The sequence below is a fragment of the Lentzea sp. NPDC051838 genome, from assembly GCF_040681245.1.
Lineage (GTDB): Bacteria > Actinomycetota > Actinomycetes > Mycobacteriales > Pseudonocardiaceae > Lentzea.
In genome coordinates this window covers 241,511-261,846 of sequence record NZ_JBFAYI010000008.1, presented here as the reverse complement: position 1 = coordinate 261,846, position 20,336 = coordinate 241,511, and the positions used below count along the sequence as shown (strand labels likewise).

The following is a 20,336-nucleotide window of genomic DNA, read 5'->3' as shown; positions in this document are numbered from 1 at the left end:
GAACACGTCGTGAGACGGGAGACGGTTCAACTAAGTTCCAGGAACTTTTTCCACGCGCTGAAGCCGAAGGTCAGGACGCCGCCGGACGGGTTCTTCGAGTCACGAACCAGCGCGTCGGAGGACAGCGACACCTCGACGCAGTCCCCGTCCTCCGTCGCGCCGCTATAGCTGCTTTTACGCCATGCGCGTTCCTGCGTCATCGAATCCCTCTCGCGGTCGGCCGACGTACTCCGCCAGCTTGCTCCGCGATTGTTCCTCATCCAATGCGACCTCAGCCAAACGGCCGAAGAGCAGTCGAGCACGCACAATCGCGCCGGGGTCCTGGACGAACACGTTCACCAGATCGCCCTCGATGAACGCCACCGGCATCAGCTTGTCGTACTCCCACAGCGTGCAACTCGTCGCGACCACAGGCGCATCGGCGGGAATGATCCGGACGAACTGGGCGCTGAACAGCAACCGTGCGTACTGGTCATCCATGATCTCGTCGCTTCCGACCTGCGTCTGCAACGCGTGCTCATGGATGTAGAACAAGCATGTCGGCCGACTGTGTCGACGGAGGATCGACTGGCGGTCGGTCCGGAACTGCACGAGGTCCGGGATTCGGTCCTCGGCCACGAACCCGCCCATCCGGTAGAGCGCATCCGCGTACTCCGGTGTCTGCAGAAGGCCTGTCACCGACTGGGTGTCGTATCGCGTGATCGTCTTCGCGGTGGACTCCGCCATGGCGAGTGTGCGCAGGTTGCCGGACACCTGAACGATGTACTCGTCGAAAGCGTGGCGCCACTTGCGCTTGAAGTCCTCGAGGAAGTGGATGTCCTTGCCGCACATGGACAAGTACTGGACGAGGTCGATCTCGGTGGCGCGGTACTTGCCGGTCTCGATCGTCGACAGCTTGCTCGGATCCCACCCGAGGCGGAGGGCGAGCGCGGCGCCGTTCAAGCCCGTGCAGGTCTCACGCAGATGGCGGAGTTCGTCGCCCAGATCCCTGCTGTAAGCAGTAGACGGAGTAGTCGTGGCCATGCCATCGACGCTAGGGCTTGCTCCAAAAGCAACAAGACGCACGTTGGGGTGATCTTCAGCAGACTGCCAGGAAGCTCGCAGCCCGCCTACAGCTTGGCGGACGACCATTCCGGCCCATGACTCGACGTCGCAGATCCTTGTTGATCAACGGACTGCTGGTGGTGGTGCTCCTCGGTGCCGGTGTGGCCGGCTACCTGGTGTTCTTCGGTTCCTCCGGCAACGCGCAAACCACCACGACCCGCACGGCCGCCGCCGCGAACCGCGACGTCAGCGAGGTGGTCACGGCGTCGGGGACGGTGCAGAGCTCGTTCAGCGCCGCCGCGTCGTTCGGCGCTTCAGGCACGGTCACCGAGATCAACGTCAAGGTCGGCGACGTGGTCACCAAGGGCCAGCAGCTCGCCCGGCTCGACCCCACGCAGGCGCAGTGGCAGGTCGACATCGCGCAGGGCAACCTGAACGCCGCCCTGGAGAAGGGCACCGGCACGAACGCGCTGCTCACCGCGTACCGGCAGACGCAGGTCGCGTTGCAGCAGGCCAAGGACAACCTCGCCGCGACGGTGCTGACCGCGCCCGGCGACGGCACGATCACGTCGGTCACGGGCTCCATCGGGCAGAAGGTCGGCAGCGGCAGCACGTCGACCGGCAACACGGGCAGCAGCTCCAGCACGTCCAGCTCCACCACCAGCACGACGAGCTCCGGGTTCGTGGTCGTCACGGACCTGAAGAACCTCGTGGTGAAGGCGAACGTGTCGGAGTCCGACATCAGCAAGCTGAAGGCCGACCAGACGGCGACCGTCACGGTGAACGCCATGTCCGGCACGCCGATCCAGGCCAAGGTGGCCACAGTTGATCTCACTCCAACGACGTCCAACAACGTCGTGCAGTACGGCGTGAGCCTCTCGTTGACGCAGCCGCCGGACGGGCTCAAGCCGGGCCAGTCGGCCAGCGTGGAGATCACCGTCGCGGGAGCCACCAACGTCCTCGCCGTGCCCGCGGCAGCTGTGCAGACGGTCAACGGCGCCAGCTCGGTCGCGGTCATGGAGAACGGTGCCGAGACCCGCAAGACCGTCGAGATCGGCGTGCGCGGTGATCAGTACGTGGAGATCAAGTCCGGGTTGACCGCGGGCGAGGAAGTCGTGCTGCCGCAGGTGTCCACGGCGAACAACAACACGAACCGCCAGCAGCCCGGCACCGGCCAGTTCCCCGGCACCGGCGGCACGGGCAACCGCAACGGCACGGGCTTCACCGGGACCGGTCGATGAGCCCCGTGATCGAGGTCAGAGACCTCCGCAAGACGTACGGCGCGGGTGACACGGCCGTGCACGCGTTGCGGGGCCTCGATCTCACGGTCCAGAAGGGCGAGTACATCGCGATCATGGGCGCGTCGGGCTCCGGCAAGTCGACGCTGCTCAACATCCTCGGGTGTCTCGACGTGCCGACGTCCGGCAAGTACCTGCTCGACGGCATCGACACGGGTGACTTCGACGAGGAGCAGCTTTCGTTGCTGCGCAACAGGAAGATCGGTTTCGTCTTCCAGTCCTTCAACTTGGTGCCGCGCACCACGGCACTCGCCAACGTCGAGCTCCCGCTGGTGTACGCGGGAGTTCGGCGTGCCCAACGCCGGGAACGGGCGCTGGCCGCGCTCGATCTCGTTGGTCTCAAAGACCGAACGCACCACCGGCCCAACGAACTGTCCGGCGGGCAACAACAACGCGTCGCGATCGCGAGAGCTTTGGTGACGTCGCCCGCGATCGTGCTCGCCGACGAACCGACCGGAAACCTCGACACCGACTCCAGCCGCGAGGTCCTGGGAATCTTGGACCGGCTCCACGCGAGCGGGCGCACGGTCGTGTTGATCACGCACGAGGACGACGTCGCGGCCCACGCCATGCGCACGGTTCGCGTGGTGGACGGCAAGGTCGCGGGGGTGCTGGTGTGAGAGTCTTCGAAATCGCCGCGTTCGCCGTGCGCGGCCTGAACGCGAACAAGATGCGGTCGGGGCTCACGACGTTGGGCATCCTGATCGGTGTCGCGTCGGTGATCCTGCTGATCGCGGTCGGCAACGGCGCGTCGAGCGCGGTGGAGCAGAGCATCGCGGGGCTCGGCACGAACATTTTGACGATCAGCCCGCAGCGCGCCCAGCCCGGCAGTACCGCCAAGCCGCTGACCACGGCCGACGCGGCGGCGTTGGTGGGTTCGGACTCCCCCGACGTCAAGTACGCGTCGCCGGTGGTCTCGGCCCAAGCGACCGCGGGCTATGGCGACACGACGCACGACATCGGGCAGTTCATCGGCTCGGACCCGCGCTACTTCGACACCACGAACAGTGCGGTGGCGCAGGGGAACCTGTTCTCCGACAACGACGTTCAGCAGGCGCGCAAGGTCGTGGTGATCGGTGCGACCGTGGCGACGCAGCTGTTCCCGGGCACCGATCCGGTCGGGAAGTCCATGCTGGTCAACAACATCCCGTTCACCGTCGTGGGAGTGCTGGCCGCCAAGGGTTCCAGCGGGTTGCAGGACGCCGACGACATGGCCGTCGCTCCCCTGACGACCACGCAGAACGCGTTGACCGGCTACGGCAGCCTCACCCAGATCGTGGTGCAGGCTCAGTCCGCCGACGCGTTGCCGAACGCGCAGGCTCAGGTGACCACGATCCTCAACGGCCGGCACAAGATCACCGGGACGACCGCCGACTACCGGATCCTGTCGCAGGACCAGCTGCTGACCGCGCGCACCGCGACGACGGAGACGTTCACCGTGCTGCTGGCGTCGGTGGCCGCGATCTCGTTGCTGGTCGGCGGAATCGGCATCACGAACATCATGCTGGTGACCGTCACCGAGCGGATCCGGGAGATCGGTATCCGCAAGGCCGTCGGCGCGCCCCGGTCGTCGATCCTCGGGCAGTTCCTGATCGAGGCGACGCTGCTGAGCCTGTTCGGCGGGTTCCTGGGCGTCGCCGCGGGCATGATCGGCAGCCAGTTCACCATCGCGGGCATCAAACCCGTGCTCGTGCCGTCGTCCGTGCTGCTGGCGTTCGCCGTGTCGGCGTTGATCGGCCTGTTCTTCGGCAGCTACCCGGCTTCGCGTGCGGCGAAGCTCCGCCCCATCGAAGCCCTCCGGCACGAATAAGGAGATTTCCGTGTCCAACCCACTCGACCAGCCGCTCGAGAACGACATCACGACCGAGCTGAAGGAACGCAAGTCCGGCGTCGGCAAGACGACGATGATCCTCGGCGTCGCGGTGCTCGCGATCGTCGCGTTCGTCGGCGGTGTGCTCGTGCAGAAGTCCTTCGGTGCCACGCAGACCCCTTCACGCCAGAACGCGGCCGGACGCCAGTTCAACGGCACGCCGCCCTCCGGCACGCAGCAGCGCCCAGGTGGCGGGTTCGGGCGTGGCACCATCGGCACGATCGACCACATCGAGGGCACGACCGTCTACGTGAAGACGCAGAACGGCCAGATCGTCAAGGTGTCCACTTCGGACTCCACGAAGGTCGAGGTCACGGCCGAGGGCAAGATCTCCGACCTCAAGGCGGGCCAGCAGGTCGTCGTGCAGGGTCAGGCGGGATCGGACGGCACGGTGTCCGGGCAGACCATCACGCAGCGGCCGACGACCGGGTGATGCAGGATCAACGCGTGGAACGTGGCCGGTTGCTCGTCGTCGAGGACGAACCCAGCATCCGCGAACTGCTGTGCGCGTCGCTGCGGTTCGCCGGGTTCACCGTGTCCAGCGCGGCGACCGGCGGGGAAGCGCTCTCCGCCGCTCGTTCCGAGGCTCCGGATCTGGTCCTGCTCGACGTGATGCTGCCTGATCGGGACGGGTTCGAGGTGGTGCGGCGGCTGCGTTCCGGCGGGGTCCAGGTGCCGGTGATCTACCTGACCGCGCGCGACGGTTCGGACGACCGGATCACCGGGCTGACGGTCGGCGGCGACGGGTACATCACCAAGCCGTTCAGCCTGGAGGAGGTCATCGCGCGGGTGACGGCGGTGTTGCGCCGCACTCGGCCCGGCCACGAGAGCGAGCAGCTGACCTGCGGTGATCTCTCGCTGGACGTGGAGAGCCACATCGTGCGGCGCGGGTCGCGGGTGGTGGAGCTGTCGCCGACGGAGTTCCGGTTGCTGCACTACCTGATGCGGAACTCGGGGCGGGTGCTGTCGAAGGCCCAGATCCTGGATCAGGTGTGGTCGCACGACTTCGACGGTGACGTCGGAGTGGTCGAGTCGTACATCTCGTACCTGCGGCGCAAAGTGGACTCTTCGGAACCTCGGCTGATTCACACCGTGCGAGGGTTGGGATACATGATCCGACCATGACGTTGCGCGTGCGGCTGGTGGTCGTGCTCGTCGCCCTGGTGGCCGCGGGTCTGTTCGGCACGTGGCTGATCGGCTCACAGGTGATGGAGAACTACCTCCTGCACCAGCTCGACGCCAGGCTGGATCGCGCGGCCGCCGCCGCCCGGCCGTTTCCCGGCCGGGAAACCATGATCCTGCGCTCTCCCGACCAGGTGCTGTCCGGAACGCCGTTCTCAGGACTTCCTGCGTACGGAGAGCTGACGCCCGGTGAGCACGTCACGGTGGGATCGCACCGGCTGGTGATGCGCCAGCTCGACGGCGCCGAGCTCGTCGTGGCGACTGACCAGTCCGAGGTCGACAACGCGGTCGGCGATCTGCGCCTGGCGTTCCTGCTGATCAGTGGCGGTGCGCTTCTGCTGGTCGGGATGGCCGGGTACGTGCTGGTCCGCTCGTCGACGCGGGCGTTGGAGGAGGTCGAGGAGGTTGCCGGGGAGATCGCGGCCGGTGATCTTTCGCGACGGGTTCCTGTCCGGCAGCCCGGTTCGGAGGTCGGGCGGCTGGCTTCGGCGTTGAACACGATGCTGGGACAGATCGAGGCGGCGTTCGCGGTGCGGGTGTCGTCGGAGAACCGGATGCGGCAGTTCGTCGCCGACGCGTCGCACGAACTGCGGACGCCGTTGACGTCGATTCGGGGCTATGCCGAGCTTTACCGGCAGGGCGCGGCGACCGATGCCGCCGACGTGTTGCGGCGCATCGAGGACCAGGCGTCACGGATGGGCGTGCTGGTCGACGACCTGCTGCAGCTCGCGCGGCTGGACTCCGCGCAGCCGCTGGCTTTGTCCGATGTGGACCTGGTGGTGCTGGTGACCGACGCGGTGCACGAGGCGCGCGTGCGGGACTCTTCGCGGACTGTTTCGTTGACGCTGTCCGGGCCGGTGGTGGTGCAGGGTGACGAGGCTCGGGTTCGGCAGGTGCTGACGAATCTGCTCGACAACGCGTTGACGCACACGCCTGCCGGGTCGCCGATCGAAGTTCGCCTGACTGATTCCGTGATCGAAGTGGCTGATCACGGGCCTGGGATGTCGGCCGAGCAGGTTTCTCGGGTGTTTGAACGGTTCTTCCGGGCGGATTCCGCTCGTGGGCCGGGCGGGACGGGGCTGGGGCTCGCGATCGTGGCGGCGCTGGTGGCCGCGCACGGGTGGCGGGTCGAGGTGGACACCGCGCCTGGGGAGGGCGCGGTGTTCCGGGTGCGGTTGAGGGAGTGATCAGGGTGGGCGCGGTGTTCGGGGCGCGGTAGACGGGGTGAGCGCGGTGTTCGAGGTGCGATCGAGGGAGCGAGCGGAGCGGGCGCGGAGTTCGAGGTGCGGTTGAGGTCGTGAGGGGTCGGAGTCGAGGTTGAGGCCTTGAGGAGGCCTGGTCGCTACCCCTGCTCGCTCACGAGCGGTTCGGCCAGTCGCGTTCGTAGTGCTCCTCGGGGAAGTCACTCGGACTGGCACCGGTCGCGCGGGCCCGCTCGATCTCCTCGGCGTACCTCTCGTTGCGGGCGCACCAGGGCGCTGCCGGGATGTACATGACGTTGCCCCAGCCCTGCTGGTTCTCGACCGGCGCGACGCTGTGGATCATGTCGCAGTGCCACCAGACGGAGTCGCCGGCCTTGACGTCCGGGATGCCGCTCAACGCCTCGATGAGCAACGAGTGGTACTTCTCGTTGACCGGGAAGACCTGGTTGACCGTCACGCCGCACATGTCGTCGTCCGGGACGTCGTCGAGCAGCGGGCGCAGCATCAGGTAGGCCATGGCGCCGGGGATCGGGACCGTGTGCAGAACGCCTTGGTCGTGGTCCATGTCGGAGAGCGCTGTCCAGCCCTGGAACGTGCGGAACACCGAGCACATCGTGGTGCCGGGGTACTGCGGGCCGGTGGTGCGGTGGGCGGCGTCCCACGGGTCGTACTGCTCGACGGTGCCGTTGAAGAGGTGCCGGAACGCCTGCTGGTACTCGGCGGTCATCCAGAGGTCCAGCGTGCCGGGGTCGAGGTGGGTGCCGAGGCCGGTGGAGTTGGCTCCCGGTGGGCGGCGGCGGATGCGGTCCGGGTAGTGGACGTCTCTGGCGGGGTCGAACCAGCCGTCTGACTTCCAGAGGCTGTTCAGGAAACGTTGGACCGTGGCCATGCGCGGGTGTTCGCGGGCTTCGGTCTGGGCTTTGGACCAGTAGATCGGGTAGATCTCGGGCTTCGAGCCGACGCTGCCGAAGAAGTCGTCGCCGGGGCCTCGGTAGTTGTCGAAGAAGTTGTTGCTCTCGACGTAGTCCACGACGGACCTGTCCCAGGCTTGGGCCTGGTCGCGGTCGAAGTGGTTCCGGACGACCAGGCAGCCGCGGCGTTTCGCGAGGTCGGTGGGTGCGGTTCCGGCTTCGATGTCCCTGTAGTCGATCACCGGCCAGGCCTGGCCCGCTTTGACGTCGTCGACCTCGGCTCGGATCTGCTTCTCGACGACCGCGAACACCTCCTCGACGGTCCGGCCCGAATTCTCGATGTTCTTCCTGATCGCCTGTTTGACCTTGCGGATGGCATTGGGCAGGTCAGACGGGATCGTTTCCCAGTTCGGCAGCACGTGAAACCCCTTCCAGTAAGGCCTCCTTACTAGGAACCATAGGCGTGTCGCCACGTTGTAGGCAAGACCCCTAACTAGAATGCGCGGCGTGACCAAGCCGTCCCAGGAGCTGCTGCGCTCGATCTCCGACGAGCACGTGCTGCGGGCGTTGATGATGTGGCGCTCGCTGACGCGGGCCCAGCTGGCCGAGATCACAGAGCTGTCGAAGCCGACCGTGAGCGAGAGCGTGCGGCGCCTGGAAGAGGCCGGCCTGGTCGCCGACACCGGAGAGCGGACGCCCGGCGGTCGCGGGAAAGGCCGCGTCGGGTCGTTCTACAGCCTGGCCGATGTCGGTGTCGCTTTGGTGGTGACGATCTCGCACGACGGGGTCACCGCGGCCTGCGTCGATGCATACGGGGATACGGTTTCCCGCGTCCACTCCCCCATCGGCTCGCCTTCCGAGGTTGGCGTCGTGTTGCCCGTTGCGGCCGTGGAAGCTGTTGCGGGGCAACATGTTCGGCTTGCGGTGGTGAGCGCGGCGGATCCTGTCGACCGGCACACCGGACGGCTGGTGCAGTTGCCGGACTCGCCGTTTCTCGTGGGAGCGTTGGATCCCGTCGAGGTGTTGCGGCCGTTCCTGAGCGGGCCGGTGATCGTGGACAACGACGTCAACTGGGCCGCGCAGGCGGAACACGCGGCTACCGGGATCTCGGACTTCGCCTACCTGTATTTGGGCGAGGGCTTGGGTTGCGCGGTCGTCAGCGACGATGCGGTGCGGCGAGGGCATTCCGGACTGGCCGGCGAGATCTCGCACCTGATCACGGTGGGGCCTTCGGGGGAGGCTGTGCCGTTCATCGAGGTGTTCGGGATGCTCGGGCTGCGCCAGCCGGGGAGCACGGCGATCGACGTCGCGCGCCTGCTGGCAGCCGACTCCCGGACGTTGGACGCGGTCGCCAGAGCGGTGAGCGGTGTCGTCACTGCGTTGGTGACGCTGGCCGATCCCGAGGTCGTTGTGGTCGGCGGACCGTGGGGCCCTGGTTTGCTCCACGCGATCAGCTCCGCGCCACGCCCTCTGGACCTGCTGGCAGCATCGGTCGAGGAACCGTCATTGGGCGGAGCGAGTGCAGCGGCACTGGAACGGCTCCGCACCGCGCTGGTCGAGGCCTCCCGTAACTCGTGACACCTGCTCGAATCAGTACATGCGATTAGGCAGCCAAGACGACCTCTGGTACCCGAAGTTGTCAGGATTCAGCTGATCCAACTCCACGACCGAGTCCGCGTTGAGCACGTGTTCCAGGTCCGTTACCGCCCTCAATCTGTCCGCCGCGCTGGAGTTGGCGCACACGGCCTGATGAAGCGGTTCGACCGTGGCCCACCTGCTGTCGAAGTCACACTCCGCACAGGCTCGCGCGAGCAGCCACCGTTCACTCGGGTCGAGCAGTTCCCTGTGGTGGTGCAACGCCGCTGCCGCAATCGACCAATCGCCAGCGTTCATCTTGGCCAGTTCATGGCGGCTCAGTGCCTGATCAACTGACGTGCCGACATTCACCAGCCGCCGCAGCACCGCGATCGCCGTCATTTTCCCCTTCTCCTGGAACCTCGCGAGCAGCACGGCCGCAACTCTGCGATCACTCGCCACCGCATCTTCGTCCTCACAAATCTCCAGCAGCGCGCGTACGTCGACCCCATCGACATCTCGCAACCACCACGACGCCTCGCACGCACGCACTCTCGCAGCTGGTGCAGCGCCCGAATCGGACGCGATCTTCCGGAACGCGGCCGTGGCCTCCGCCCTGCCTTCCGGCCCGAACGCGGCGAACAGCTCGAGTGCTCGCACCCGCTGCTCCATGGGCGTCGTCTCACCACCCAGCTCGCGGAACACGGGAACCAGCCGGTCTCGTCGATGCTCGTCGAGGGTGGCGAGCACATGACAAGCCTCCGCACGCTCCCATGGATCCGCTCGTTCGTCATGGACGAGATCTGCCAGCGTCTGTTTGGCGGCTGCAAGTCCTCGTGGGCCGGTGGTCGCCAACTCTGTTGCGGCCAGCCGGCGTTCCCAGCACCTCAGAGAGCCATCCTCAGCCACCTCTCTCATAACCTCGGACGCAAGGTGATGGTGATACCTGCTCAGTCTCCGCAGAGCGGAGGCGGCTTGCATTCGTTCGACCCCCGACGTTCGCACGCTCGTGAGCGCCGCAACGGCTCTCAGGTGGTACGCGCCGTCGAGTCTCGCAAGTTCACAGGTCGCGAATGCAGCTACCAACGGCCGTGTGTCGGGCGCTTCACCGAGCGTCTTGAGCACTTCGGCAGCTGTCGAGCGCGCGGATCCACCGAGATCGATGAGAGCCAGGGAGGCTAAGTAGCGGTTCCAGCCACACCCCGTGTCGCGAGCCAGCGTGCCGAGCAGGTCCGCGGCGGCTGCGAGACCCTGCGGCCCCTTGCCGATCAGGTCCTGCGCGGCCATCCGGCGTGAGTACGTCCCGTTCTCCTCGGCTGTGGCGATCTCCGTCAGCAAGGAGATCACCGGCGCGGGCGATCCGCAGTGCCGGCCAAGTGCATTGGCCGCCGTGCGCCGGTCGGGCATCCGCAACCCGGAGTCGAGGGCGAGTGCCCGTACTGAGGCCTCCGCGGCATCGGTGTTCCCCAATTTTCCGAGCCACTCCGCGGCTTGCAGGCGCGTGCCGACGACGGCGGTCGGGTCGCTCGCGACCCCGCGAAAAATCACCAGTGCCTTTTTGTGATGGGCGGGATCTAGCACAGCCATCCGAATGCCGAGATTCACCCGATCGGCGCTGTCCCAGGCGGGATCGTCAGCCAGTTCTCCTAGCACCGAACCCAGCCGTCCTGCGACATCTCCGTTGAGTTCGAGCAAACTCCGCAATGCCATCCTGCGGTCGGCCACGTGAGCCTGCTGACTCGATGCGATGTGGTGGAGCGCCTCCAACGCCGATAGGCGCCGACTCGGGTCAAGTCTCGCGAGATCCAGCAACACGAGAGCGTGCTCGACGTCCAGCGGTTCGAGCTGCGCGACCAGTTGTTCCAACAGATCCGCAGCAAGGCGATAGCAGACCGGTCCCAGGCTGACCAGTCCCGACACTGCGGCACGTCGGCCTTCGATCGAAGCTTCACGATCTTCAGCCAATGACACAAGTAGGTTCGTCGCCTCGGCGAGCTGCTCTTGTCCCATGCCTGCCAAGGAATTCGCCACTGCACATCGACCGGGATGAGACAAGCCCTGGTCCGCCGCCATGCCTCGCAGCAGCTCGACGGCCTCGGTCCGATGTTCCGCCCCGAGGCAGGTGAGCATGCCAACCGCGTCGAGCCTCGCCGTCAGGGCGGCTCTCTCATCGGTCGCCACCGCGACATACACACGCGACGCCTCACGATGCATGTTCTCGTCGAGCACCGACAACGCTTCCGCAGCCTTTGTCCGAGTCTCGTGTGCCGTGATCGAGAGGGTGGTCAGGTCCAGGAGCGTTCGTACCGCCAGGCTCCGGTGGTTCTGAGACTCGACGCCGAGAACCCGAGCGACATCGACGCGGCTGTGTAATGGAACCGCCGGGTCCGAGATGAGTCCGACCAATGTCTGCAGAGCTTCGTCGCGAGTCTCGCCGCCCAGCTGCACGAGCTGCTCCGTGATACTGATGCGAGACGACGGATTCACCGAATGATCCTGGGACAACTCACGAAGAAGCCGACGACGACTGGGCCGCAACTGACCCAGCTCCGCCATCGCACCGGCCACGCCAAGGCGAACTTCAGCACTCGCAGTGGGCATCGAGGCAAGTTGGAACAGTGACGCGGCGACCACGTCCTCGGTATCGGGCCTGAGGTCCACGAGCACCATGCCCGCGAGCAACCGCTCGACCGGAGAGGAATCTGGATCGTCGAGCTGACGTACGAAGATCTCGATCGCCTTGACGACGTAGCCCGCACCCAATTTGGCCAAAGCAGACGTGGCGGCCCTCCGGCGATCACCTGGCTCACCCGGATCGGCGGCGAACTCCGCCAAGGCTCGCGCGGCCTCCGGCTGGTAGTCGGCATCAAGCGCGGCCAGCTCGAAGTGGATCGAGTAGCGTGATGAGCCGACGATCTGCGGATCCGTCGCCAGCTTCCGCCACGCACGCGCCGCTGCAGCAACGAACTCACCTCCGAGTTTGATCAGGCTTTCCGCAGCGGCCCAACGGTCGAAGACTTCTGCCGTCGAGTCCTCGAGGACCGCAAGATAGCCCTCCGCGACACGCTCGCGATATTCGCTGCCAAGGCTCAGCAACTCCTCGCACGCAGCGACCCGGTCGTATCCATTCGCTGTGCCGTCAAGTGCTAGCGCGACGAGCTTGTCCGCAGCTTGGCGACGATACGCCCGGTCCACACCTGCGAGCTCTGCGAACACAAACGCACGTTCAGACCTCGAGACATCCGGATCGCCTGCCAGCTGCCGCAGCAGTTCTCCAGCTGCGCGACGATGTTCCGCGCCGAGCTTGGCCAGCTCCTTCAAGGCCGTCAGCCGGGCGTCATCGTCCTCGCCTGCGAGGCGTGCCATGTCCAGCAGCGCTCCAGCCGCCTCGGCGCGGTACTCGGCGATCTTCGCCAGCTCGACGGCAGGTTGCACCCGCACCGACAGCGGTTCCCCAGGAGCCACAATGACCGAGCGAAACGCATCGATCGCCACCAGGCGGTGGGTATCTCCCATTTTCAGCAGTGCACCAGCGGCCTGCAGGCGCTCGAACACGTTCGCCGCAGGATCGTTCGACAGATCCACGAGAACCGCTGCGGCCCGCTCCGAGTACTCCGAACCGAACCTGGCCAGCACCTCGGCAGCGGGGAGTCGCACGTAAGTGGGTTTCGCCCTCGTGATCAGCTCTTCCAGGTGAGGCGGACACATCCTTCGACCGTCCGGAGTATTGCGCAACACGTCGGCTATCGCGATCTTGTAGTCGACGGCGACCAAGTCGTCGTTCAACAACCGCATCAGCTCCGCCGCCACTGGTCGGTAACGCGTCAACGCCGCCATCGCGGTCAACTCGCCGTGTGCCATGACGTCACCGTTGATTGCTCTCGCAACGGTTTCCAGAAACGTACTGAGGTGTGCGTCGAGGAACGGCGCGCCGCCAATGATCAGACTGCAGGCCGCCTGGCACTGGGCGCGTGTGCCTTGTTGCAGCCATGTCAGCACCGCGCCCTCATCGCGGTTGTAACGGTGCAGGTAGTGCAGCAGAACCCGTTCGTCGTCATCCTTTCCCAGAAGAACGCCTCGGATCAGGTCCTCCCACTCCGGCGCGTCCGGCTGGAACGGGGGAAGGCTCCGCGCCCGCGAGTTGGCGTGCAGATGTTCAGCGAAGGTCTGGTGCTGGAACCGCAGCCTGCCGCCAGCCAGGTTCAGCAGACCAGTGCAGGAGAGCCACTGCTCGACGTTGCCCTCGTCCTCCGGCGACACGGGCATCGGCAGGGCCGACCTCAAGACCGTGCGGAGCGTCGTCTGTCCCGTGGTGTAGGCGCTGGCGAGCTTCTCGAGCAGGAGATCTCCCCCGTCGCCCTCCAGCCACCGGGCCAGCTCAGGACCATTCGTGGTGGCGGCGAATGCGGTCAGCACATCGCTCCGCCGGACCTCGCGGCGATTCGCAAGCTGCGGGATGCACTGTTCGTAGAGTTCGTAGCGGCTTGCGGGCAGGCGCCGGTCTTGGTTTGCCCCAAACACGTCCGCAGCGATGGACGCGAGCAGCGGAACCCTCAACACCTCGCCGAGTCCGGCCTCCTGCACCTGGGACAGAAAGTCCTCCGCGGTCTGCACACCGCCCCGGTCACGGGCGAACCACTTGAACGCAAGCCTACGGAGACCCTCCTCGTCGAAAGGCTCCAGCTGGTAGAAGCCCGTCGCCTGGCCGCCGCCCAGGAGCGCGATCTGCCCGCGCACGAGTGGCCGACTCGTGATGAGGAACGACTCCGGGTTGTCCGGGAGCGCGATCCGACCCGCCAGCACCGCCAGCAGCTTGTCGCAGAGGTGCACCTCGGGGATCTCGTCGAGGGCGTCCACGATGATCAGCCACGGTAGACCCGCCTGGCGCCGGGTGAACAGATCCGCGGACATCCTCCCGGTCACGTGGTTGCCGTACTCCTCCATCGTGGCGGCAAGGAGCGCGTCCTCCCAGGTCATCCTGCTGATGTAGTTCGCCAGCACGCGTGCGGGCAACATCAGCGGAATCGCCGTCGGAACCTTTCTGGGAGCCGATTCCGGCTCCAGCAACGCCCTGGTCAGTTCGAGGGCGAGGTGCCGGCCGAGCGTCGTCTTGCCCTGGCCTGCCGCACCTTCGATGACGAGATGGTCGTGCCGGTCGAGGACGTCCTCGAAGGGCTGCGCCAAACCGGTCAGCATGCGGCTCTCCTGAAACAACCTGTCGTCGTCGAACAGGTCCTCCACCGGCTTGCGGACAGCATGGTCGGTCACGGACTGCCGGACATGCATTGCCGCGAGCGATGGCCCCTGGAAGCGGTCGTGCTGGTAGGTGAACTGGCTGATGGCCGGCTTCAACATCGTCAGCAGGTAGGTGAGTTCTTCTGGCAGCGCAACCTTCGTGACTGGCTTCGCCGAAGCCGGTGCGAGCACACCACGCAGTGCCAGCTTCTCAGCGACCCGCTGCGCGAGCATCTCGGGCGGCGTGTCATTGGCGGACATCGTTACGACGTCCGGCAGGATTCCCGGCACCCGCGTGTCGTCGAAGCGAGCGGAGAGAATCGACTCCGGGTCCTCCATCGCGCGGATCAGCGCCATCCGGCGTTCCTGCGTGGGCCAAGTCTTCACCGCGTACCACTCGGAAATGAAGATCAGCACGCTGGCCGAGTCGTTAAGGTAGATCCTTTCGAGCGACTCGTTGAGGTGTGTACCCCAGAGTTCGACCTGTGCTTCTTGGTCGTAGAAGTACCGAACACCCAGCTCGGCCAGTGCGACAGCGACCTTGGCAACGTACTCGCGATCTTCACCCGCATACGAGAGCGCTACGTGGTAGCGCGGCTCGTTCCCTTTGGTCACCGCTTTGGTCCTCCACGTCGACAGGTCATGTTCGGCCTATCGACATGCGGACAAACCACGTGACGGGATTCTCCGGTCTGTCCGCCAGGAACACCCAAACGGACGATCACCGGCGGACGGCGGACCCGAGTAGTCCTCGATCCGGGTGATCAGGCGTCATTCTCGGAGCCGAAGTGCAAGGCCCCATGCTTCTCGCGCTGCCTGGTGATGTCGTGGTGCATCTTCCCGATGGACTCGATCTCGGCCGCATGGCCTGATTGAAGTCGACCATTGAGCGTCGTACCGGGTTCCCGGTTCAGGAGGCTGAGCTGGCGGCCGAGGTCTCAGGGTTTCGGTGCGGTTGGTCTCATCGGTGAAGAACACGAGTCGTTGGCCTGTCATGGTTTCGAAAAATGTGCTTGTCCGACGTCGACGTCGCACGATTGCCGGTGAGTCCGGATCTGGACGTGGTGGCGCGGGCGATCGGTGGCGTCGTCACGGCGTTGGTGACGTTGACGGACCCGCAAGTCGTTGTGCTGGGCGGACCTTGGGGGCCGTCGGCGCTCGATGCCGTTGTCACTGCTTGCGACCGGCTGCCGCGCCACGTCGTTGTGGCGGCGGCGTCGGTCTCATCGCCTTCGTTCGTCGGAGCGCAGGCTCATGCGTTGGAACAGCTACGGGCCGCGCTGGTCAGCGCCGCTAGACCACGGTGAAGCAGGGCAGGCCGTAGCTGCCGCCGCCCTTGAAGCCTTCGACGCAGATGCGCGTCTGGCTCGGGAAGTGCCGCTGCGGGTAGACCCAGCCGCGGTAGGTGGTGAACGGGCCGACGTCCTCGGTGTGCGTCCACTGGCTCCAGCCGGTGGAGCTCCACACCTTGGCGTTCACCCGGCCGGCCTGGTTCTGCGTCCAGATCGACACCTCCAGGCGGCCGAGGTAGGTGCCGTTGTCGTAGGCCTGGACGCAGGTCTGGTTGTTGCACCACTTGCCCTCGGCGTGCGCGGGGACGGTGGCACTCGTCATGGCTGCGGCGGCGAGCAGGGCGACACCCAGGATTCGTTTGACCATGATCGAGACGTTAGCCCAAATGGCGCAGCCTCACCGGCTCGCGTACTCCTCGATGCGCGTGATCAGGCCGTTCTCGAAGCGGAAGTACACGGCAGCGTCCACTTCGAACAGCTTTCCGTCCTTTGTGGTCACGTTGACCCTGTGCTGCTGCAGGACCTCGTTGTTCTCGGCGAACTGCCTGGTGATGTCGTAGCGCATGCTCTCGATGGGCGTGACCTTCGCGGCCATGCCGTCGATGTTCTGCCTGATCGTCTCGTCGCCCTTGCCGTCGTTGTGCCAGACGGTGGCGGTGTCCGCGCACATCTTCCTGGCCTCGGTCCACTCGCGGTTCTCGAGGTGGCGGAGGTAGGTGGCGGCCTTGTCCTTCAGGTCGTACATGAACTCGCGTTCTCCTGCTTCTACGCGCATCGGGAGGTGGTTGCCGGGCGGGGACAGCGGGCACGTGAACACGGCCGGGACCAGGTGGTGGTGCGACAGCGTGGCCTGGTTGAAGTCGACGGTCAGCCTGGTGCCCGGTTCTTCGTCCGGAAAGTTCAGCCAGCGGCCGATTTCCGGTGTTTCGGTGCCGCTGGTGTCGTCGGTGAAGACCACCAGCCGTTGGCCTGGCATGGTTTCGATGACTTTGAGGACGTGTTCTTCGCCGTCGATCGTGACCACGAGGTCGACCGGGGCTTTGGTGTTCTCGGTGGTGCGGGGGCTGGTCAGGCGTTCGACCTCGACGGTTCGGTCCGGGGTGGCTTTGAACGCGCCCTCGAAGACCCAGGCCGGGTCGTAGGGGTAGGTGTCGATGCCGGCCGGGCCAACGGCCTGCGGATCCGTGACGACGATGCCTTTGGCGCTGTCCTTGGACACGACCTTGGACTTCTCGCTGACCTCGGCCAACCTGGCCAGGCGCCATTCTTCGTGGCTCATGCCGGCTTCCTCGCGGCCCAGACCCTGCGTTCGGTGTGCATCGCCAGGTCGTCGGGGATGCGCTGCAGGACGAGCTGGGCGTAGCGCTCGACGGCCGGGGACCGTTCTATGTGGACGGTGACGGTCCGCTCGCCTTCGACGGTGAACCCGGCGGCCTTCAGCATCGGGCCCCAGTCGGCGCCCCGGTGCGGGACGCGCTCGTCGTGGCTGTTGGGTGCCTGTGCCGCGGAGAAGGTGGGCATGCCGTCCACCTCGACCACGGCGAGCAGGCCGCCTGGGGCGAGAGTGTCGTGGATCTGGCGGAGGACTCGGTCCGGGTGCGCCATGTGGTGTAGGGAGGCGGAGGCCCAGATCAGGTCCGGGGTGCCGAGGTCGGGCCAATCCTGTTCCAGGTCGGCCTGGACGGTGTGGACGGGCGTCTTTTCGTTGAGGCGGCGCAGGTGTTCGGGTGAGGCGTCGACGGCGGTGATGTGGGCGTTGGGGAAGGCGGCCAGGAGGGCTCGCGTTCCGGCGCCGGTGCCTGCGCCCAGGTCGACGATGTGGTGGGGGTTGTCGATGGGGAGCCAGTCGATGATGGACGCGGTGTGCTCGGCCATCAGCTCGGCGTCGAGGTCGAGGACTTCGGCTTGAAGGGCTTCGTCGATGTGGTTGTGGTGAGTGGATCCGTGGCCATGTCCGTGGCCGTGCCCGTGTCCGTGGTCGCTCATGTCACCCAAGCTAGGTCGGCCATGCGCCACATGCACGACCACTTGCGTGTTTGGCAACGCGGTCAGGCCCGGCGGTGCCGTCCGCGCAAGATCACCCCTTCTGGTCCGCCTTGTGGCCACGACGGGCCTCGCGGTCGAAGATCCCGAGGATCTCGCACGGACCGCCCGCGGTGCCGATCGCGTGCGGCAGCATCGTCGGGAACTCCGCGGCCTGGTTGGTCTCCACGCGGATCCTCCGGTCGCCCAGCAACAGCACCGCCGTGCCGGAGAGCACCACCAGCCACTCACGGCCCGAGTGCGCGCGCAGGGAAGCAGGGTTGTCGGGCGGTGGGTTGGTCATGCGATGGCGCATGACCGTCATGCCGGGCTCGGCTCGGATCGGCCAACGCATCAGGGCGTGGGCGGCGTCGATCATCGGGCTGACGATCACGTCGTCGGTGTCGGTCTCGACGAGCTGGTCAAGAGACGTGTCGAGGGCGCGGGCCAGCACCACCAGCTGGTCGAGGGCGAGGCGGCGCTGGCCGTTCTCGATGCGACTCAGAGACGACGGGCTGATGCGGGCGCGAGTGGCCAGTTCGTCCAGCGACCAGCCCTGGGCCACCCGGAGTGCGCGGATCCGCTTGCGCACGAGGCCGTCCAGGTCGCCATCATCTTGCGTCATGCGCACGATCGTATGCCCCGCGCGCAAACCGCGCTTACCGTCGAGGACATGACCAAGACATATGACGCCGTGGTGATCGGTGGTGGCGCCGCAGGCCTGAGCGGCGCGTTGATGCTGGCGCGGTCGCGCCGGTCGGTCGTGGTGATCGACAGCGGAACTCCTCGCAACGCACCCGCCGAAGGGGTGCACGGACTGCTCGGGCACGACGGGATTCCGCCGGCCGAGCTGCTCAGGAAGGGACGCGAGGAGGTGATCAAGTACGGCGGGGAGATCGTCCGAGGTGAGGTGATCCGGACCGAGCCGGGTTTCACGGTCACGTTGGCCGACGGGAGGACCATCCACGCGCGGAGGGTGCTGGTCGCGACCGGGCTGCGGGACGTGCTGCCGGACGTGCCCGGGCTGGCCGAGCAGTGGGGACGCGGGGTGGTGCACTGCCCGTACTGCCACGGGTGGGAGGTCCGCGACGAACCGATCGGGGTGCTGGCGGTGGGACCTGCGTCGGAGCATCACGCGTTGCTGTTCCGGCAGCTGACCGACGACCTCGTGTACTTCACCAACGGCACCGAGCCCGACCGTGAAGCCCTGACAGCGCACGGTATCCGGATCATCGACACGCCCGTCGAAGCCATCGAGTCCAAAGAGGACGAGATCACCGGCGTGCGACTGACCACAGGAGAAGTGGTGCCGCGCAAGGTGATCGCGGTCGCCACCAAGATGCAGGCCCGCACCGAAGGCCTCGAAGGGCTCGCGCTGCCGATGGAAGACCTGCCGAACGGCATGGGACGGAAGTTCGTCAGCGGCATGGCGGGCACGACACCGGTGCAAGGCGTGTGGGTCGCGGGCAACGCCACCGACCTGGCCGCGCAGGTCGGGGCGTCCGCCGCGGCGGGAGCGCTGGCCGGCGCTCACATCAACGCCGATCTGATCTAGGCGAGCAGGTCGAGGAGCTTCTGCGGCGGTTCGTCGCCGAACAGGCTCTCGACGATCTGGTCCGTGTCCTCGATGGTCTTCCACGCCCGCACGAACATCTCCTCCTCGTACTCGCGCAGCGCGTCCTCGACATCGACGCCAGACGCGAGCAGACGGGCGAGTTCGGCGCCGTCCTGCATGGCGAGGTTGGCGCCCTCGCCGTTGGCCACGGTGAGGTGGGCGGCGTCGCCGATCAGCGTCACGCCCGGCACGCGGTCCCAGCGGAGGTTGCGCGGCAACGTGTAATGCGGGCGCATCAACGGGACGGTGTCGGACTCGGTGATCAACGCGGTCAGCTCGGGCGCCCAGCCGTCGAACTCCGCGGCGATCCGGGCCGGGTCCGTGACGTCGAGGTTCTCGAACCACTCCAGCGGGCGGGTGAAGTCGACGTAGGCGTGCAGGGTGTCGCCGCGCTCGCGGTGCGCGAAGATCCCCTTGCCCTGGCTGGGCACGAACATCGAGCCGCCGCCAACCGTCCGCGCGACGTCCGGATGCGCGGTGTCGGCGTTGTACAGATACGTCTCGATGAACGTCACGCCGGCGTACTCGGGCTTGGCGTCGGTGAGCAACGGCCGGACGCGCGACCACGCACCGTCCGCACCGACGAGCAGGTCGGCATCCACACTGGTGCCGCTGGCGAACGTGATCGTGCGGCCTTCGACGGCCGTCACCTTGTGGCCCCACCGCACCGTGCCGGCCGGGAGCGAGTCGAGCAGCATCCGCCGCAGGTCAGCGCGCGGGATCTCGGGACGCCCACCGGTGCCGTCGTCGTCCTTCTCCATCAGCACGGTGCCGTCGGTGTCCAGGACGCGCATGGCCTGGCGCCCCTCCAGCACCAGGCCGTCGAACTCGTCCATCAACCCGGCGGCCTGCAACGCCAGCTGACCGTTGTAGTCGTGGATGTCCAGCAAACCGCCCTGCGACCGCGCGTCCGGCGACTCCTCCGCCTCGTAGACGACGGACGAGATGCCGTGGACGTGCAGCACGCGAGCGAGGGTGAGACCGCCGAGGCCGGCGCCGATGATCGTGATGTTCATGGAGCCCACACTGCGGTGATCCGCTGGCACCGACCGCACACGACGCTGGTACCCGGCTGACAGCCGCTGTCAGC

Annotated in this window: 18 protein-coding genes; 9 read left to right on the top strand and 9 right to left on the bottom strand. The window is 66.6% G+C overall.

From position 1 onward, the window contains the following. Positions 1-26: 26 nt before the first annotated feature. Both AB0M24_RS21075 and AB0M24_RS21070 read right to left on the bottom strand, forming a co-directional pair. Positions 27-200 (bottom strand): DUF397 domain-containing protein, encoded by a 174-nt coding sequence (locus AB0M24_RS21075; RefSeq protein WP_363770044.1) that lies wholly within the window; start codon positions 198-200, stop codon positions 27-29. Beyond that, on the bottom strand, positions 175-1,023 hold the full coding sequence (locus AB0M24_RS21070) for a helix-turn-helix transcriptional regulator (RefSeq protein ID WP_363770041.1): 849 nt from the start codon (positions 1,021-1,023) through the stop codon (positions 175-177). Before AB0M24_RS21070 ends, AB0M24_RS21075 begins: the two co-directional genes overlap by 26 nt. A 116-nt stretch (positions 1,024-1,139) precedes the next feature. Here AB0M24_RS21070 and AB0M24_RS21065 point away from each other — a divergent pair, with 116 nt between their 5' ends. From AB0M24_RS21065 to AB0M24_RS21040, 6 genes are read left to right on the top strand one after another with little or no spacing between them, the layout of a single operon-like run. After that, positions 1,140-2,285 carry an HlyD family efflux transporter periplasmic adaptor subunit gene (locus AB0M24_RS21065; protein ID WP_363770038.1) on the top strand — a complete coding sequence of 382 codons (1,146 nt, stop codon included), beginning with the start codon at positions 1,140-1,142 and terminating at the stop codon, positions 2,283-2,285. Then, on the top strand, positions 2,282-2,962 hold the full coding sequence (locus tag AB0M24_RS21060) for an ABC transporter ATP-binding protein (RefSeq protein WP_363770035.1): 681 nt from the start codon (positions 2,282-2,284) through the stop codon (positions 2,960-2,962). The genes AB0M24_RS21065 and AB0M24_RS21060 overlap by 4 nt, the downstream gene beginning before the upstream one ends. Then, positions 2,959-4,152, top strand: coding sequence for an ABC transporter permease (locus AB0M24_RS21055; RefSeq protein ID WP_363770032.1), 1,194 nt, complete (start codon positions 2,959-2,961; stop codon positions 4,150-4,152). The genes AB0M24_RS21060 and AB0M24_RS21055 overlap by 4 nt, the downstream gene beginning before the upstream one ends. 10 nt (positions 4,153-4,162) lie before the next feature. After that, entirely contained in the window at positions 4,163-4,645 is a 483-nt protein-coding gene (locus tag AB0M24_RS21050) for a hypothetical protein (protein WP_363770029.1), read from the top strand. Between the two features lie 14 nt (positions 4,646-4,659). Beyond that, positions 4,660-5,337: a response regulator transcription factor gene (locus tag AB0M24_RS21045; protein WP_363770026.1), complete on the top strand. Its 678-nt coding sequence runs from the start codon at positions 4,660-4,662 to the stop codon at positions 5,335-5,337. Beyond that, positions 5,334-6,581 carry a HAMP domain-containing sensor histidine kinase gene (locus tag AB0M24_RS21040; RefSeq protein ID WP_363770023.1) on the top strand — a complete coding sequence of 416 codons (1,248 nt, stop codon included), beginning with the start codon at positions 5,334-5,336 and terminating at the stop codon, positions 6,579-6,581. Before AB0M24_RS21045 ends, AB0M24_RS21040 begins: the two co-directional genes overlap by 4 nt. Positions 6,582-6,750: 169 nt before the next feature. Here AB0M24_RS21040 and AB0M24_RS21035 read toward each other — a convergent pair whose 3' ends face one another. After that, complete coding sequence (locus AB0M24_RS21035) at positions 6,751-7,926, bottom strand: YbiU family protein (RefSeq protein WP_363770020.1); 1,176 nt, start codon at positions 7,924-7,926, stop codon at positions 6,751-6,753. 88 nt (positions 7,927-8,014) lie between these two features. Between AB0M24_RS21035 and AB0M24_RS21030 the strand changes: the two genes are divergently transcribed. After that, a complete protein-coding gene (locus AB0M24_RS21030) occupies positions 8,015-9,085 on the top strand; it encodes an ROK family transcriptional regulator (protein ID WP_363770017.1) in 1,071 nt (356 codons plus the stop codon). A 12-nt stretch (positions 9,086-9,097) separates the two neighbouring features. Here the strand turns inward: AB0M24_RS21030 and AB0M24_RS21025 are convergent, their stop codons facing one another. Beyond that, the gene (locus AB0M24_RS21025; RefSeq protein WP_363770014.1) at positions 9,098-14,932 is read right to left on the bottom strand and encodes a TIR domain-containing protein; all 5,835 of its coding nucleotides are present in this window, start codon (positions 14,930-14,932) and stop codon (positions 9,098-9,100) included. 392 nt (positions 14,933-15,324) lie between these two features. Between AB0M24_RS21025 and AB0M24_RS21020 the strand changes: the two genes are divergently transcribed. After that, positions 15,325-15,624, top strand: coding sequence for a hypothetical protein (locus AB0M24_RS21020; RefSeq protein ID WP_363770012.1), 300 nt, complete (start codon positions 15,325-15,327; stop codon positions 15,622-15,624). On the opposite strand, the gene AB0M24_RS21015 is transcribed toward AB0M24_RS21020, so the two are convergent. The 4 genes from AB0M24_RS21015 to AB0M24_RS21000 form a co-directional block, all read right to left on the bottom strand. Further along, positions 15,611-15,976: a hypothetical protein gene (locus AB0M24_RS21015; protein WP_363770009.1), complete on the bottom strand. Its 366-nt coding sequence runs from the start codon at positions 15,974-15,976 to the stop codon at positions 15,611-15,613. The genes AB0M24_RS21020 and AB0M24_RS21015 overlap by 14 nt on opposite strands. Before the next feature lie 30 nt (positions 15,977-16,006). Beyond that, entirely contained in the window at positions 16,007-16,888 is an 882-nt protein-coding gene (locus AB0M24_RS21010) for a DUF1684 domain-containing protein (protein ID WP_363770006.1), read from the bottom strand. Continuing rightward, positions 16,885-17,595, bottom strand: a complete 711-nt coding sequence (locus AB0M24_RS21005; RefSeq protein ID WP_363770003.1) for a class I SAM-dependent methyltransferase — start codon at positions 17,593-17,595, stop codon at positions 16,885-16,887. Before AB0M24_RS21005 ends, AB0M24_RS21010 begins: the two co-directional genes overlap by 4 nt. A gap of 91 nt (positions 17,596-17,686) precedes the next feature. After that, positions 17,687-18,256, bottom strand: a complete 570-nt coding sequence (locus tag AB0M24_RS21000; RefSeq protein WP_363770000.1) for an XRE family transcriptional regulator — start codon at positions 18,254-18,256, stop codon at positions 17,687-17,689. Positions 18,257-18,304: 48 nt separating this feature from the next. Between AB0M24_RS21000 and AB0M24_RS20995 the strand changes: the two genes are divergently transcribed. Next, the gene (locus tag AB0M24_RS20995) at positions 18,305-19,186 is read left to right on the top strand and encodes an NAD(P)/FAD-dependent oxidoreductase (RefSeq protein ID WP_363769997.1); all 882 of its coding nucleotides are present in this window, start codon (positions 18,305-18,307) and stop codon (positions 19,184-19,186) included. Here the strand turns inward: AB0M24_RS20995 and AB0M24_RS20990 are convergent. Beyond that, positions 19,183-20,262 carry an NAD(P)/FAD-dependent oxidoreductase gene (locus AB0M24_RS20990; protein WP_363769994.1) on the bottom strand — a complete coding sequence of 360 codons (1,080 nt, stop codon included), beginning with the start codon at positions 20,260-20,262 and terminating at the stop codon, positions 19,183-19,185. The genes AB0M24_RS20995 and AB0M24_RS20990 overlap by 4 nt on opposite strands. Between the last annotated feature and the right edge of the window lie 74 nt (positions 20,263-20,336).